The organism is Achromobacter sp. Root170 (assembly GCF_001428165.1).
Classification (GTDB): domain Bacteria; phylum Pseudomonadota; class Gammaproteobacteria; order Burkholderiales; family Burkholderiaceae_B; genus Achromobacter; species Achromobacter mucicolens.
The window spans coordinates 776,476-789,636 of the sequence record NZ_LMHN01000012.1; the positions used below are offsets into that span (position 1 = coordinate 776,476).

Sequence of the window (13,161 nt, forward strand, 5' to 3'; positions counted from 1 at the left end):
GCGGGCGGCGCCACAAGAACACCGAGGAGACTTCATGCAGCTCTACAGCTACTTTCGCAGCTCGGCCGCTTACCGCGTGCGCATCGCCTTGAACCTGAAGGGCTTGCCCTACGAATACGTGCCGGTCCATCTGCTGAAGGACGGCGGCCAGCAGCTGTCGGCCGATTACCGCAAGGTGAATCCGACTGCGCTGGTTCCGGCGCTGGTCGACGGCGATGCGGTCATCGGCCAATCGCTGGCCATCATCGAATACCTGGAAGAAACCCATCCCCAGACGCCGCTGCTGCCGGCCGACGCCATCGGCCGCGCCCGGGTGCGCGATCTGGCGCTGGGCATTGCCTGCGACACGCATCCGTTGAACAACCTGCGCGTGCTGAAGTACCTGAAGCACACGCTGGGCGTGGACGAAGCGGCCAAGACCGCCTGGTACAAGCACTGGGTGCATCAAGGGCTCGAAGCCCTGGAAGCCCAGTTGGCCGGCTCAAGCGCCACGGGCCAGTTTTGCCACGGCGACACGCCCACCATCGCGGACCTGTGCCTGGTGCCACAAGTGGCAAATGCGCAGCGCTTCGAGTGTGACCTGTCGGCCATGCCCAATGTGCTGCGCATCGATGCGGCGTGCCGGGCCTTGCCGGCTTTCGAAAAGGCCGCGCCGGGCAACCAGCCCGACGCGGAGTGACACAGCGGCCGGTCAGCCGATCTGCACCGGCACGAAGATCTTGTCTTCGCCCCGCTGCACCAGCAAGGCCACGGTCTTGCCCGCCTTGGACAACTCGGCCTTCACCTGGCCGACGTTGTGCACCGGCACACCATTGAGCGACAGCAGCACGTCGCCGGGCTGAATGCCAGCCTTGGCGGCGGGGCCGGCCGAACGTTCGATCAGCAAGCCTTCCGCACCGGCCTCCTGTTGCTCCTGCGGGCTCAGGGGGCGCAGCGCCAGCCCAAGCTGGCCGCGCTGCACTTCCTGGCCGTCGGCCGACGCCTGCGTCTTGTCCTTGGGCACGCCACCCAGCGTCGCGACCATTTCCTTCTGCCCGCCATTGCGCCACACGTCCAGCTTGATCTTCTCGCCGGGGGCGGCCATGGTGATCGTGGAAGCCAGGTCGCCCGACGACACGATGGTCTTGCCGTCGATCTTGCGCACCACGTCGCCCGGCTGCAGTCCGGCCTTATCCGCCGCGCTGCCCTTTTCGACGCTCGACACCAGCGCGCCCGACGGCGAATCCAGCTTGAACGAATCGGCCAGGTCCTGGTTCACTTCCTGGACCGTCACGCCCAGGCGCGCATGCTGCACCTTGCCGTGCTCGAGGATCTGGTCCTTGATCTTGTAAGCCAGGTCGATGGGGATCGAGAACGACAGACCCTGGAAGCCGCCGGTGCGGCTGTAGATCTGCGAGTTGATGCCCACGACTTCGCCGCGGTCGTTGAACAGCGGGCCGCCCGAGTTGCCGGGATTCACGGCCACGTCGGTCTGGATGAACGGCACCGACGTGTCGTCCGGCAGCGAGCGGCCCTTGGCGCTGACGATGCCGGCGGTGGCGGTGTTCTCCAGGCCATAGGGCGACCCGATGGCCAGCACCCATTCGCCCACCTGCAGCTTGTTGACGTCGCCCACCTTGACCACCGGCAGGTTCTTCGCCTCGATCTTGATGACGGCGACGTCGGTCTGCGGATCGGCGCCCAGGACCTTGGCCTTGTACTCGCGGCGGTCGGTCATCTTCACGGTCACTTCCTTGGCGTCCTGGACCACGTGCGCGTTGGTCAGGATGATGCCGTCCGAGCTGACGATAAAGCCCGAGCCTTCGCCGCGCATCGGTACTTCACGGGCCGGCGCGCGGCCGCGAGAGCCGGGAATCTGGCCAAAGAACTGGGCGAACGGGTCGTCGCTCTCGGCGGCGGACACCTTGCGTGTGCCGCTCACGCTGATGTTGACGACGGCCGGACCGGATTCGCGCGTGATCTGCGCGAAATTGGGCGGCACGGACGCGCTGATCGGCTGCGAAGCCGCGGTGGGGGCGTCGGCAGCCATCGAAACGCTGCCGGTCAAGGCAGTGGCACCTGCGCCGCCAATGGCGCCGGCGGCCAGCAGCGCCATGATGAGGCGCGAGGGTTTGATTTGCGTGGTCTTCATGTCGGCTCCTGCGATCATGTTGGGGACATGGCGCTATCTTCAGGCCCGACACTTAGGGGAAACTTAAGCAGGAAAATCCACGCGTGCGCGCAGGCCCTGGCCGGCAGGCGGATCTTCCAAAGTGATGGTGGCGCCGTGGCGGTCGGCGATGGTGCGCGCGATGGCCAGCCCCAGCCCGCTGCCATGCGTCGTGTTGCCTTCGGCGCGATAGAAGCGGTCGAACACGCGCTCGCGTTCGTGGACGGGGATGCCCGGTCCCGCGTCGTCGATCAGCAGCGAGACCCGGTCCGGCGTGCGGTCCAGGCGGATGCCGACGCGCCCGCCGGCAGGCGAGTGCTTGATCGCGTTGTCCAGCAGATTGCGCGCAAGCAGCACCAGCGCATCGCGATTGCCGCGCACCTGCACCTGCGTCTCGCCGTCCAGCGCAATGTCGATGGATTTGGCGTTCGCCTGCGGCAGCGTCTCGGATACGGCCTGGCGCAGCACGTCGGCCAGATCCACGGGCGCAAGCGGCGTCTGCGCCTGCGCGCCTTCCTGGCGCGCCATCGACAGCAACTGCTCGACCAGCCGCGTGGCGCGATCGATGCCCGCGGCCAGGCGCTGTTCGGCAATCTGGCGGGCCTCGGGGTCGGTTGCGCGCTGCAGCGCCTGCATCTGCAGGCGCAATGCCGCCAATGGCGAGCGCAATTCGTGCGCCGCGTCGCCCACGAATTGCTTCTGCTGGGCAAAGGCGCCGCGCATGCGTTCGAGCAGCAGGTTCAGTTCCTGCACCAGCGGGCGGATTTCATCGGGCAGCCCCCGCACGCTCACGGGCGACAGGTCTTCGGGCTGGCGCGAGGCCACTTGCGCGCGGGCGCGCTTGACCGGCCGCAGCGACCAGCTCACGACGCACCAGATGATCAGCATCAGCAGCGGCGCGGCCGCGGCGATCGGCGCGACGGTGCGCAGGGCAAGCGCGCTGGCCATGTTCTTGCGCACGCGCATATCCTGCGCCACCTGGATCACCTGGAAGGGCGTGGCCAGCGAATACACGCGGTAGGTCTCGCCCTCGAGCCTGGCATCCGAAAACCCCAGCACGATCTGGCTGGGCAGGCGCAGGCGGGAGCGCGAATTGAAGACCCGCAGGCCGTCCGGCGTCCAGATCTGGATGATGAGATCGTCGGCAACCGGCGAACCCGCCCCACGCGCGTGCGTCGGCCCCGTGCTGAGCAAGCCGTCGCCGGTGCCCAGCGACAGCGCCGTGCGCTGCAGCAGCGAATCGAAGATGTCGTCGGCTTGCGCCAAGGTGCTGCGGTAGGCGATTGCGCCTTGCACCAGCGCGCCGACCGCGATGGCGGCCAGCAGAAAGAAAAGCAGCCGGGCTCTCAGCGAGTAGCTAAGCGGAATGCTCATGTTTTGGGGATGACATAGCCGACGCCTCTGACGTTCTGGATCAGGTTCGGACCCAGTTTCTTGCGCAGGCCATGAATATAAACCTCAACGGCATTGCTGCTGATGCTCTCCTTCCAGCTGTAGAGCTTTTCTTCGAGCTGGGCGCGGGAGAAGATCATGCCGGGCCGGGCGATCAGGGGTTCCAGCACCGCCCATTCGCGGGCGGTCAGCGTGACCGGCGAGCCGTCGACCATGGCGGCATGGGACTGCGGGTCGATGGTGATGCCCTCGTGTTCGAAGATGGGTTCGGCCCGGCCCGCGCTGCGGCGGATCAGGGCCCGCATGCGAGCCAGCAGTTCGTCCACGTCGTACGGCTTGACGATGTAGTCGTCGGCGCCGGCGTCCAGTCCCGCAATACGGTCGCTGACCGCATCGCGCGCGGTGGCGATGAGCACCGGCGTACGGTCCTTGCGCGTGCGCATGTCGCGCAGCAAGCTCAGCCCGTCGCGCTTGGGCAGGCCCAGGTCGAGCAGGACAAGGTCATAGGGGTCGGTGCGCAGCGCCGAGTCCGCTGCGCTGCCGTCCCGGACCCAATCAACGGCGTAGTGTTCCGCGCGCAGGCAGTCCAGCACGCTTTCGCCGATCATCATGTCGTCTTCCACGAGAAGAATGCGCATGGTTTTTTCCGCTGGGGTGGTCCAAGGGGGTTGGACGCGCGGCGATCAGCCCGAGTTCCCGGCTGGGGCGGGGCGGGCGGGACGAGGATAGGGGGCGGAAATGAAAAAAGCAGCCCGAGAGGGCTGCTTTTTGGAAATCTGGTGCCGGCAATAGGAGTCGAACCTACGACCTTCGCATTACGAATGCGCTGCTCTACCAACTGAGCTATGCCGGCAAGACCATTTGCTTTTGTTTCTGGACCAAGCCGGAAAGCGCTAAGCAAAACATCTTTTTTCTTTCCCGTTCGCTGCCTTTTTTGGGGCCCGATCTGGAAAGACCGAAATCATATCAGAGTTTTTTCGCGATGGGAAACAAGGAGTGAAAAAAATCCGGAAAAAGATGGCGTTTGCACGCGATGAATTTTTAGTTCATAATTTCGGTCTTGGCAGATCCCCGATAGCTCAGTCGGTAGAGCGACGGACTGTTAATCCGCAGGTCGCTGGTTCGAGCCCAGCTCGGGGAGCCAAAAGAATGTTGGGCCGCTCACGCAAGTGAGCGGCCCTTTTGGTTTTTGCGGCGTGGCGCCGTTGCGCGTCCATCAAAGGGTCGAATCGGCATGAGTGACGACAAGCGCGTGGGCGTGACCGTGGTGTCCGGCTTTCTGGGCAGCGGAAAGACGTCGCTGCTCAATCGCCTGCTGCAAGAGCCCGCCTATGCCGGCGCGGTGGTCATCGTCAACGAATACGGCGATATCGGGGTCGATCATCATCTGGTCCGGCTCGCCCCGGACAATGTCGTGTTGGTCGAGGGCGGCTGCCTGTGCTGCGTCGTAAGCGGCTCGGTGGTCGACACCTTGCGCGATCTGTTCATGTCGGCGCTTGGGCGCAAGATCAAGCCGTTTCGGCACGTCGTCATCGAAACCAGCGGCCTCGCGGATCCGGCGCCCATTCTCTTCACGCTCAAGCATGACCGGTTTCTGGCCGAACGCTACGTGTACCGGGGCGCGATCGTGGTGGTGTCGGCGACGCATGGCGCCGGACAGTTGCAGACGCAGCCCGAGGCGGCCCGGCAGCTGGCGCTCGCCGACACGGTCGTGGTCAGCAAGTCCGACCTGGCCGATCAGGCGCAAGTGCAGCAGGTCGAGCGGGCGATTGCCGCCGTCAATCCCGGCGCGCGGCGGTGCGTGCAGCGCCCGGACGAGCCGCTTGCGCTCATGCTGCGCGAGGCGCCGGATCTTTTTGCGCGGCAGGATGGCGTGATTGCCTCCAATTGGCTTGCGGCCTTTTCCACGCCGCCGGGCGCTCGGCATGCGGGCGTGGGCAGTGTGTCGATCACGTTGCAGGCGCCCGTCGGTCGGGCAGCGTTTCTGGCGGGCATGGCCCGGATCCAGGAGCGCTATGGGCAGGGGTTGCTCAGGATGAAGGGGCTGATCTGCTTCGAGGGTGATTCGATGCCCTGCGAGGTGCATGGCGTTCATGGCGAGTTGTACCCGCTGCAGGCCTTGCGCGCGTGGCCGGACGAATCGCGCGCGTCGCGGCTGGTGCTCATCGTGCGTGGGGTGGCGGAGACGGAAGTGGCCGGGGCCGTGCGCGAGGCGCTGGGTCAGCCCGCGGCCTGATCTCCTTTCGAAGGACCCCGTTTCATTGATCGATATTCCGTTGCGGATGCGGCGCGGAAATACGGTATAACCGGTACGGTCTGATGCCCGTGCCGAGACGAAGATGGATCGACTGAAAGCCATGCAGGTGTTCGTCGAGGTTGCCGACCGGGGCAGCCTGTCGGCGGCCGCCGTCCATCTGGACATGTCGCGGGCCATGGTGTCTCGCTACCTGGCCGAGATGGAGCAATGGGTCGGCGTGCGGCTTTTGCATCGCACCACGCGGCGCCTGAGCCTGACGCCGGCCGGCGCCGAAACGCTGCCGCGCTGCCGCCAGATGCTGGATATGGTCGGCGACCTGCATAGCGCCGTCGCCACCCCCGAAGACACGCCGCGCGGCCTGCTGCGCATCACCACAAGCATGTCCTTTGGCGCCCGTCACCTGGCGCCGGCTGTCACCGACTACGTCAAGCGGCACCCCGGCACGTCGGTCGACCTGATGCTGGTGGAGCGGGCGGTCAATCTGGTGGAAGAGCGCGTGGATCTCGCCGTGCGGATCACCAACGACCTCGATCCCAACCTGATTGCGCGCAAGCTGGCCGTGTGCCGCTCCGTGGTTTGCGCATCCCCGGAATATCTGGCGCGCGAAGGCGTGCCGGCGCGCATCGAAGATCTGTCATTGCGCAACTGCCTGACGCATTCCTATTTCGGTAAAAGCCTCTGGCGTTTCGAACGCGACGGCGAGCCGGTCGATGTGCCGGTCGGCGGCAACATCAGCGCCAATGAAGTGTCCGTGTTGTCGTCCGCTGCGGTGGAGGGGGCGGGCATCGCCATGTTGCCCACCTATTACGCGGCCGAATACATTGCGTCCGGCAAGCTGCAGGTCATCCTGCGCGAGTGCAAGCCTCAGGAACTTGGCATCTATGGCGTTTATGCCTCGCGCCGGCAAATGCCGCTGATTTTGCGCTCGATGCTGGATTATCTTGCCGAGCGGCTGGGATCGGCGCCGTGGGACAGGCCGGCAGCCTAGGCTCCGGGTGCGCCGCAGCTTGAGAGCGCAATATATGGCGGTATAATTTGCCGGCATTTGACCTAAAAAAACCTAAGAATCATTCCGGCCTGGTGGCAGGCCGGCGCAATCCGCAGCACGGCTCGGTTTGCGCATGGGGGTGTGCCAGTGGGAGTGTCTGTCTGGCAGTGGCGCTATTGCGTCGCGCGGCTGTGGCCGATGCCTGTTGGTTCTAGTCGTTGCGATCAATACTCTCGCGGATAACGCTTGGTGCCGGTGGTTCCGGCGCGTTCCGCAGCCATTTTGGCGACCGGCGTCGGCATAGCTGGCGCCAGCTTTTCCAGATTTTGCTCAGACCGGATTTTGCTCAGACGTTTGCCGCTGCTGCGCAGCAGCGGCAGACGTTCCGCCTTATGGGCGCCGGCGCGGCGGTAAACAGGAACCCAGTGACAATTTCGCAAGCCAACATCGACTGTTGCGCCGCCGCTCATGCGGCGGCCCGGGTGTTTGCGCGCGAACATGTCTGCCGCCGCGGGTTTATTCGCAAATCGAATGCCGGTTTCTCGCGCATTCAATTTGGCCGTGCAAATGAAAAAGGCCCGGCGAATGCCGAGCCTTCATCGAATTGGTTGCGGGGGCAGGATTTGAACCTACGACCTTCGGGTTATGAGCCCGACGAGCTGCCAGACTGCTCCACCCCGCGTCTGAGAAAAGAATATTAACCTTATTTTAAACCAAGCGCAAGTTAGCCCCTTTTTGAATTTGGATGTCGATGAACGATAGCGAGGCAATACTCGTGCTGGAAACCGCGCTGCTGTGCGCGGTGCAGCCGATGCAGATTTCCGATATGCGCAAGCTGTTCGGGGATGATGAACAATTCGACAACAGTGCCGTGCGCCGGCTGCTGGAGACGTTGCAGGCCAACTGGGCCGACGGCGGGTTGGAACTTGTGCAGCTTGCCTCCGGCTGGCGTTTCCAGAGCCGCCCCAGCATGCAGCGCTATCTGGAGCGTCTAAGCCCGGAAAAGCCGCCTAAATATTCCCGCGCCGTGATGGAAACGCTGGCCATCGTGGCTTGGCGCCAACCCGTGACGCGCGGGGATATCGAAGACATCCGGGGTGTGACGGTGTCGTCGCAGATCGTCAAGGCCCTCGAAGACCGTGGCTGGATCGAGGTGATCGGCCATCGTGACGCGCCGGGACGCCCCGCGCTGTTCGGCACCACGCGTCAGTTCCTGGACGATCTGGGGCTGCGCGCGCTGGACGAGCTGCCGCCGCTGGAAACCGCACACGCGGCCGCCGCACTGGCCGGGCTGGATCTGGGCGAAGTGCAGCAGGTGCTGGGCGAGGGGCCGGAACAGGCCGAAGGCGAGGGCGCCGCGCCAGCAGGCGAGGTGGCCCAAGAAGGTGCCACGCTTGGCGCCGATGGCGCAGAGCCGGGCTCGGATGTTGAGCCGGAGCAGGCGGCGCCCGAAGGCGAAAATCTGCCTCTGGCTGGCCTCGACGAACAAAACCGCGAGAACTTCCCTGTTGCGGAATTGTCTGTTTCGGAAGACGAGGCCCCCATGGCGGCCATCGATAGCGTAGAATCCCAGCTTTCGCGCACAGAAGAAGGCGCGGATCCCGCCGACGAATCCACCGTCCGGGAGCAAGCCGAAGGCTTGTCCAATACGCCGCTCTCGTCCGATCTTCCCGACGACAGGGCTGGCAACGACACTTCCGATATGGCCGCCGATGCCTCCGAGGCCGGTGCTGCAAAGGAAAGAGTCGAGAACGCAAAACACGCGGAACCGACTGACCCGACTGACAAGACCGATGCCGAGGCCCCTGGCGACGCCAGGCGTGAGCCCGTTCATGGTCTTGGCGGGGCTGTTCAGCCCGACGCCGAAGCCGCCGACGCGGCGCCGGAAGAGGCGGACCCCGAACGGTCCGGGTCTGGACCGGATTCGGCGTCCCCAGATGATGACGAGCCTGCTCCCGGCAGGCCTACCCAAGTTTGAAATTCGGAGCTGTCCCAGTGACAACGAATACAGCAATACAGGACGACACCCCCCGTTCGGATGACGCCGTTGCCGGCGCGCCGGAATCCTCTGGCGCGCGCGAACCGGCCGCCGAAGGCGATGCCGGCGCCCGCGGCCGCGGCCGCAAACTGAGGACGCCGTTCCGCCGCCGTCGTGGCGATGCCGCCGCCGAGCAGGCCCCCGCCGCCGAAGGCCAGGCCGCCGCGCCGGTCGAGTCCGCGGACTCCCGTGGCGGCGAGCAGGAGGCCGAACAGGCCCTGTCCTACCTGGACACGGCTGACCGCATGGAACAGCGCCTGGGCAAGTACCTGAACAGCGAAGCGGTCATGCCCAAGCTGCACAAGGTGCTGGCCGACGCCGGCATCGGCTCGCGCCGTGAAATGGAAGAACTGATCGTGGCGGGCCGCGTGTCCGTCAACGGCGAGCCGGCGCATATTGGCCAGCGCGTGGGTCCCAACGACCAGGTCCGCGTCAACGGCAAGCCCATCATGCGCGCCAACACCAAGAAGCCGCCGCGCGTGATCCTGTATCACAAGCCCGCCGGCGAGATCGTCAGCCACGACGACCCCGGCGGCCGTGCCAGCGTGTTTGCGCGTTTGCCCAAGCTGCGCACCGGCAAGTGGCTCTCGGTGGGCCGCCTGGACTTGAACACCGAAGGCCTGCTCATCTTCACGACGTCGGGCGACATGGCCAACCGGATCATGCACCCCCGTTATGGCACGGAACGCGAGTACGCCGTCCGTGTCCTGGGCGAAATGGACGAAGCGCAGCGCCAGTCGCTGGTGGACGGCATCGAACTCGAAGACGGTCTGGCCGCGTTCGGCGCGCTGGATTATCTGGGTGGCGACGGCAGCAACCGCTGGTATCGCGTCACGCTGCAAGAAGGCCGCAACCGGGAAGTGCGCCGCATGTTTGAAGCGGTTGGCGTCACGGTCAGCCGCCTGATCCGTACGCGCTTTGGCGATGTGGTGCTGCCGCGCACGCTGCGCCGTGGCCGCTGGGACGAACTGGATGCGTCTCTCGTGACCGCGCTGATGGTGCAACTGGGGCTGTTGCGTGACGACGACGATTCGTCCGGCAACCGCCGCCGCTCCAAGCAGCCGCAATCGCATGACAGCGCGCTGCCCCCGGGGTTTGGCACGCTGGACCGCAATGGCATGAATGGCGCCCGCATCGGGCGCCGCGGCAAGCTGCAGGGCGGCGGTGTGGGCAGCGCGGGTCAGGCCGCGGCGTGTCCGTCCGATCCGTTCGGCACCGGCCTGATGATTGCTGGCGGCTATGCCAACGGCCATCCGCTCTCGGGCGAGGGCGGCTTCGGCAATCGCAAGGGCAAACCGGGTTCGCGGCCCGCTGGCGCCGGCAAGCCCGGTGGCAAGGCGGGCGGTAAGTCGGGCGGCAAGGCGGGTGGACGCTCGGGCGGCAATGCCCGCGGGCCTCGCGCCGCAGCGAACGCCGGCCCGGGTAACCCGATGGCCAGCAGCCCGGCGGGCGGCAATGTCGCCGGCGTGAACCCGGCGGTTGGCGGCATGGCGGAAGCGCCGGCTGGCGCGGGCCGCAGGCCCGGCGGCAAGTCCGGTGGCAAGCCGGGCGGCGGCAAGCCGGGCGGCAACAAACCGGCAGGCGCGCGCGGCGGCAATGCGGCGCGCGGGGGCAAGCCGGCTGCCGGCGGCCGCGGCGGCAACAAGGCCGAAGGCGCACGCGCCGGCGGCAACAACAAGGCCGAAGGCGCACGCGCCGGCGGCAACAACAAGGGTCCCGGCGCGGGCGGCAAGCCGCGCACGCCGCGTGCGGGCGGCGCCCGCAGCGAAGGCGGTCAGCGGGGCGACGATTGGCAGCCGCGCAGTGCGTCGGCGCACGAATCCCGCTTGGGTGTCGTGGGTGGCGGCCGGGGACGTCAGGGCCGCTGATCCCCGCAGGGCGGCCCGCTGAGCGCGCTGCCGCCCCGCATCCGTCCCATATAAACGTAAGCCCGTGACGAATCAGGCGATTTTCCCGTTTATCTGGTAAAATCAATGGTTTTCATGGCTTCGCGTCATGGCTTTTTGCTGGATGCACTGGTTTCTCAAGTGCGCTTTACCGCAAAAAGCACGTCGGCTGCATGTGTGCCGACCGGGCGCTCGGCTTTGTGCTGGCGTGTTGGCGTGCCCAGGGGCGCTGCTTGCAGCAGTCTCGTTGGAGCGAGCCGCTATCTGCGGACGGCGCACAGGCGCCACGGCATTGATCCCGACCCCGGCCAGACCGGGACGGGCAGTCAGGACGGCGCAAGCCAAAAATTAGGTCGCAATATAGGGCACTGCCCAGCATTGCTCCTTACGTGCAGTAGGGAAGCGGCTGGGCTCTGTGCAATATCGGTGGGCTGGGCGTGCAGCCCATTTTTTTTGAGTATATGGCTGATTTATTCGCATTGACCGAAGAGGCTCTGGCCGGCATGGACGTCGAACTCGTCGACGTGGAACGTGCCGCCCTGGGTCTTTTGCGCGTCACGATCGATCGGGTCGGCGGTGTGCGCATCGAAGACTGCGAGCAGGTGTCCCGCCAATTGTCGCGGGTCTATGAGGTCGAGAACATCGACTACAAGCGCCTCGAGGTCGGGTCGCCGGGCGTGGATCGCCCGCTGCGCACCGAGGCCGAGTTCCGCCGGTTTGCAGGCGAGCGCATCGAAATCAAGCTGCGCGAAGCATTGGACGGCCGCAAGGTCTTCTCGGGCACGTTGACCGTGCCGGAAGACGACGCCGCTGCTTCCGACGCGGCTGCTGGCATGCACAAGACCGTGTTCGGTCTCGAATTTGAGGCAAAAAAGAACGAAGTCCAGGTGTTGAATTTCACGGTCGAAGACATCGAGCGTGCAAAACTGGATCCCGTTCTGGATTTCAAGGGCAAAAAGCGATGAGTCGCGAAATTCTTCTGTTGGTCGATGCCTTGGCGCGTGAAAAGAACGTCACGCGTGACGTCGTGTTCGGCGCTCTCGAAAGTGCGCTGGCCTCGGCCATGAAAAAGCGCTTCAAGGATGATGCGGACATTCGTGTTTCCATCGATAGGGAAACGGGAGACCACGAAGGCTTCCGCCGTTGGCTGGTCGTGCCCGATGAGGCCGGCCTGCAAGAACCCGACAAGCAGGAAATGCTGTCGGACGCGGAGGAAATCGTCCCCGGCATCAAGGAAGGCGAGTACATCGAAGAGCCCCTGGAGCCCATCGAATTCGGCCGCATCGGTGCCCAGGCCGCCAAGCAGGCGATCCTGCAAAAGATCCGCGACGCCGAGCGCGAACAGGTGCTGAACGACTTCCTGGACCGTGGTGAAACCATCGTTTCCGGCACGATCAAGCGCATGGACAAGGGCGACGCCATCGTTGAAACCGGCAAGATCGAAGCGCGCCTGCCGCGCTCCGAGATGATCCCCAAGGAAAACCTTCGGGTTGCCGATCGCGTGCGCGCCTTCGTGTTGCGTGTGGACCACGCCGCGCGTGGCCAGCAGGTCATCCTCTCGCGCACGTCGCCCGAGTTCATCCGCCAGCTGTTCGAGAACGAAGTGCCCGAGATCGAGCAGGGTCTGCTCGAGATCAAGGCTGCTGCCCGCGATGCCGGCGTGCGTGCGAAGATCGCCGTCGTGGCATACGATAAGCGTATCGATCCCATCGGGACGTGCGTGGGCATGCGCGGTTCGCGCGTGACCGCCGTGCGCAACGAACTCGGCGGCGAGCAGGTCGACATCGTGCTGTGGTCGGAAGACCCCGCGCAGTTCGTCATCGGCGCGCTGGCGCCGGCCAACGTCGAATCCATCGTCGTCGATGAAGACAAGCATGCGATGGACGTCGTGGTGGACGAGGAAAACCTGCCGAAGGCCATCGGCGCCAAGGGCCAGAACGTGCGCCTGGCGTCCGAACTGACCGGCTGGCAGATCAATATCATGACGCCGGAAGAAAGCCTGAATCGCCAGGAAGTCGAGCGTTCGGGTCTGCGCACCACGTTCATGAGCAAGCTGGACGTCGACGAGGAAGTCGCTGACATCCTGATCGACGAAGGATTTACCGGTATCGAGGAAATCGCCTACGTGCCCATGCAGGAACTGCTGGAAATCGAGGCGTTTGACGAAGACACCATCAATGAGTTGCGCGCCCGTGCCCGCAATGCGCTGCTGACCGAGGCAATTGCCCAGGAAGAGCGCCTTGAGACCGCACAGGATCTGCTAGAACTCGAAGGCATGACGCCGGAACTGGCCGCCAAGCTGGCCGAGCGTCAAGTGCATACGCGTGATGATCTGGCCGAATTGGCAACGGACGAGCTGGCGGAAATCGCCGGTCTGACCGAACAGGAAGCCAGCGATCTCATCATGCGTGCCCGTGCCCATTGGTTCGACGAAGAATAACCATAAGGACA

At 65.2% G+C, this 13,161-nt stretch carries 11 protein-coding genes and 3 tRNA genes; 8 read left to right on the forward strand and 6 right to left on the reverse strand.

Annotated features, from left to right (window positions below):
- Window positions 1–34: 34 nt before the first annotated feature.
- On the forward strand, window positions 35–679 hold the full coding sequence (gene maiA, locus ASD87_RS13740; protein ID WP_056322364.1) for a maleylacetoacetate isomerase: 645 nt from the start codon (window positions 35–37) through the stop codon (window positions 677–679).
- A 12-nt stretch (window positions 680–691) separates the two neighbouring features.
- On the opposite strand, the gene ASD87_RS13745 is transcribed toward maiA, so the two are convergent.
- The 4 genes from ASD87_RS13745 to ASD87_RS13760 all read right to left on the reverse strand — a co-directional run bounded on the left by ASD87_RS13745 (window position 692) and on the right by ASD87_RS13760 (window position 4,394).
- Window positions 692–2,131, reverse strand: a complete 1,440-nt coding sequence (locus ASD87_RS13745; protein ID WP_056322366.1) for a DegQ family serine endoprotease — start codon at window positions 2,129–2,131, stop codon at window positions 692–694.
- Between the two features lie 63 nt (window positions 2,132–2,194).
- On the reverse strand, window positions 2,195–3,523 hold the full coding sequence (locus ASD87_RS13750; RefSeq protein ID WP_056322369.1) for an ATP-binding protein: 1,329 nt from the start codon (window positions 3,521–3,523) through the stop codon (window positions 2,195–2,197).
- On the reverse strand, window positions 3,520–4,179 hold the full coding sequence (locus tag ASD87_RS13755; RefSeq protein ID WP_056322372.1) for a response regulator: 660 nt from the start codon (window positions 4,177–4,179) through the stop codon (window positions 3,520–3,522). Before ASD87_RS13755 ends, ASD87_RS13750 begins: the two co-directional genes overlap by 4 nt.
- Before the next feature lie 139 nt (window positions 4,180–4,318).
- Window positions 4,319–4,394: transfer RNA gene (locus ASD87_RS13760), tRNA-Thr, on the reverse strand.
- A 215-nt stretch (window positions 4,395–4,609) separates the two neighbouring features.
- Here ASD87_RS13760 and ASD87_RS13765 point away from each other — a divergent pair.
- The 3 genes from ASD87_RS13765 to ASD87_RS13775 all read left to right on the forward strand — a co-directional run bounded on the left by ASD87_RS13765 (window position 4,610) and on the right by ASD87_RS13775 (window position 6,786).
- Window positions 4,610–4,685, forward strand: a tRNA-Asn gene (locus ASD87_RS13765).
- Between the two features lie 90 nt (window positions 4,686–4,775).
- Window positions 4,776–5,777, forward strand: coding sequence for a GTP-binding protein (locus ASD87_RS13770; RefSeq protein ID WP_056322374.1), 1,002 nt, complete (start codon window positions 4,776–4,778; stop codon window positions 5,775–5,777).
- A gap of 103 nt (window positions 5,778–5,880) precedes the next feature.
- The gene (locus ASD87_RS13775; RefSeq protein ID WP_142050041.1) at window positions 5,881–6,786 is read left to right on the forward strand and encodes a LysR family transcriptional regulator; all 906 of its coding nucleotides are present in this window, start codon (window positions 5,881–5,883) and stop codon (window positions 6,784–6,786) included.
- Window positions 6,787–7,010: 224 nt separating this feature from the next.
- On the opposite strand, the gene ASD87_RS26915 is transcribed toward ASD87_RS13775, so the two are convergent.
- Together ASD87_RS26915 and ASD87_RS13780 are read right to left on the reverse strand one after the other, a co-directional pair.
- Window positions 7,011–7,286 (reverse strand): hypothetical protein, encoded by a 276-nt coding sequence (locus tag ASD87_RS26915; protein WP_156403417.1) that lies wholly within the window; start codon window positions 7,284–7,286, stop codon window positions 7,011–7,013.
- Between the two features lie 105 nt (window positions 7,287–7,391).
- A tRNA-Met gene (locus ASD87_RS13780) sits at window positions 7,392–7,468 on the reverse strand.
- 69 nt (window positions 7,469–7,537) lie between these two features.
- Here ASD87_RS13780 and scpB point away from each other — a divergent pair.
- The 4 genes from scpB (at window position 7,538) to nusA (ending at window position 13,150) form a co-directional block, all read left to right on the forward strand.
- Window positions 7,538–8,764, forward strand: a complete 1,227-nt coding sequence (gene scpB / locus ASD87_RS13785; RefSeq protein WP_235512696.1) for an SMC-Scp complex subunit ScpB — start codon at window positions 7,538–7,540, stop codon at window positions 8,762–8,764.
- Window positions 8,765–8,781: 17 nt separating this feature from the next.
- Window positions 8,782–10,692 carry a 23S rRNA pseudouridine(2605) synthase RluB gene (gene rluB, locus ASD87_RS13790; RefSeq protein WP_235512692.1) on the forward strand — a complete coding sequence of 637 codons (1,911 nt, stop codon included), beginning with the start codon at window positions 8,782–8,784 and terminating at the stop codon, window positions 10,690–10,692.
- A gap of 479 nt (window positions 10,693–11,171) precedes the next feature.
- Window positions 11,172–11,675, forward strand: a complete 504-nt coding sequence (gene rimP, locus ASD87_RS13795) for a ribosome maturation factor RimP (RefSeq protein WP_056322384.1) — start codon at window positions 11,172–11,174, stop codon at window positions 11,673–11,675.
- On the forward strand, window positions 11,672–13,150 hold the full coding sequence (gene nusA, locus ASD87_RS13800) for a transcription termination factor NusA (protein WP_056322387.1): 1,479 nt from the start codon (window positions 11,672–11,674) through the stop codon (window positions 13,148–13,150). The genes rimP and nusA overlap by 4 nt, the downstream gene beginning before the upstream one ends.
- Window positions 13,151–13,161 lie beyond the last annotated feature (11 nt).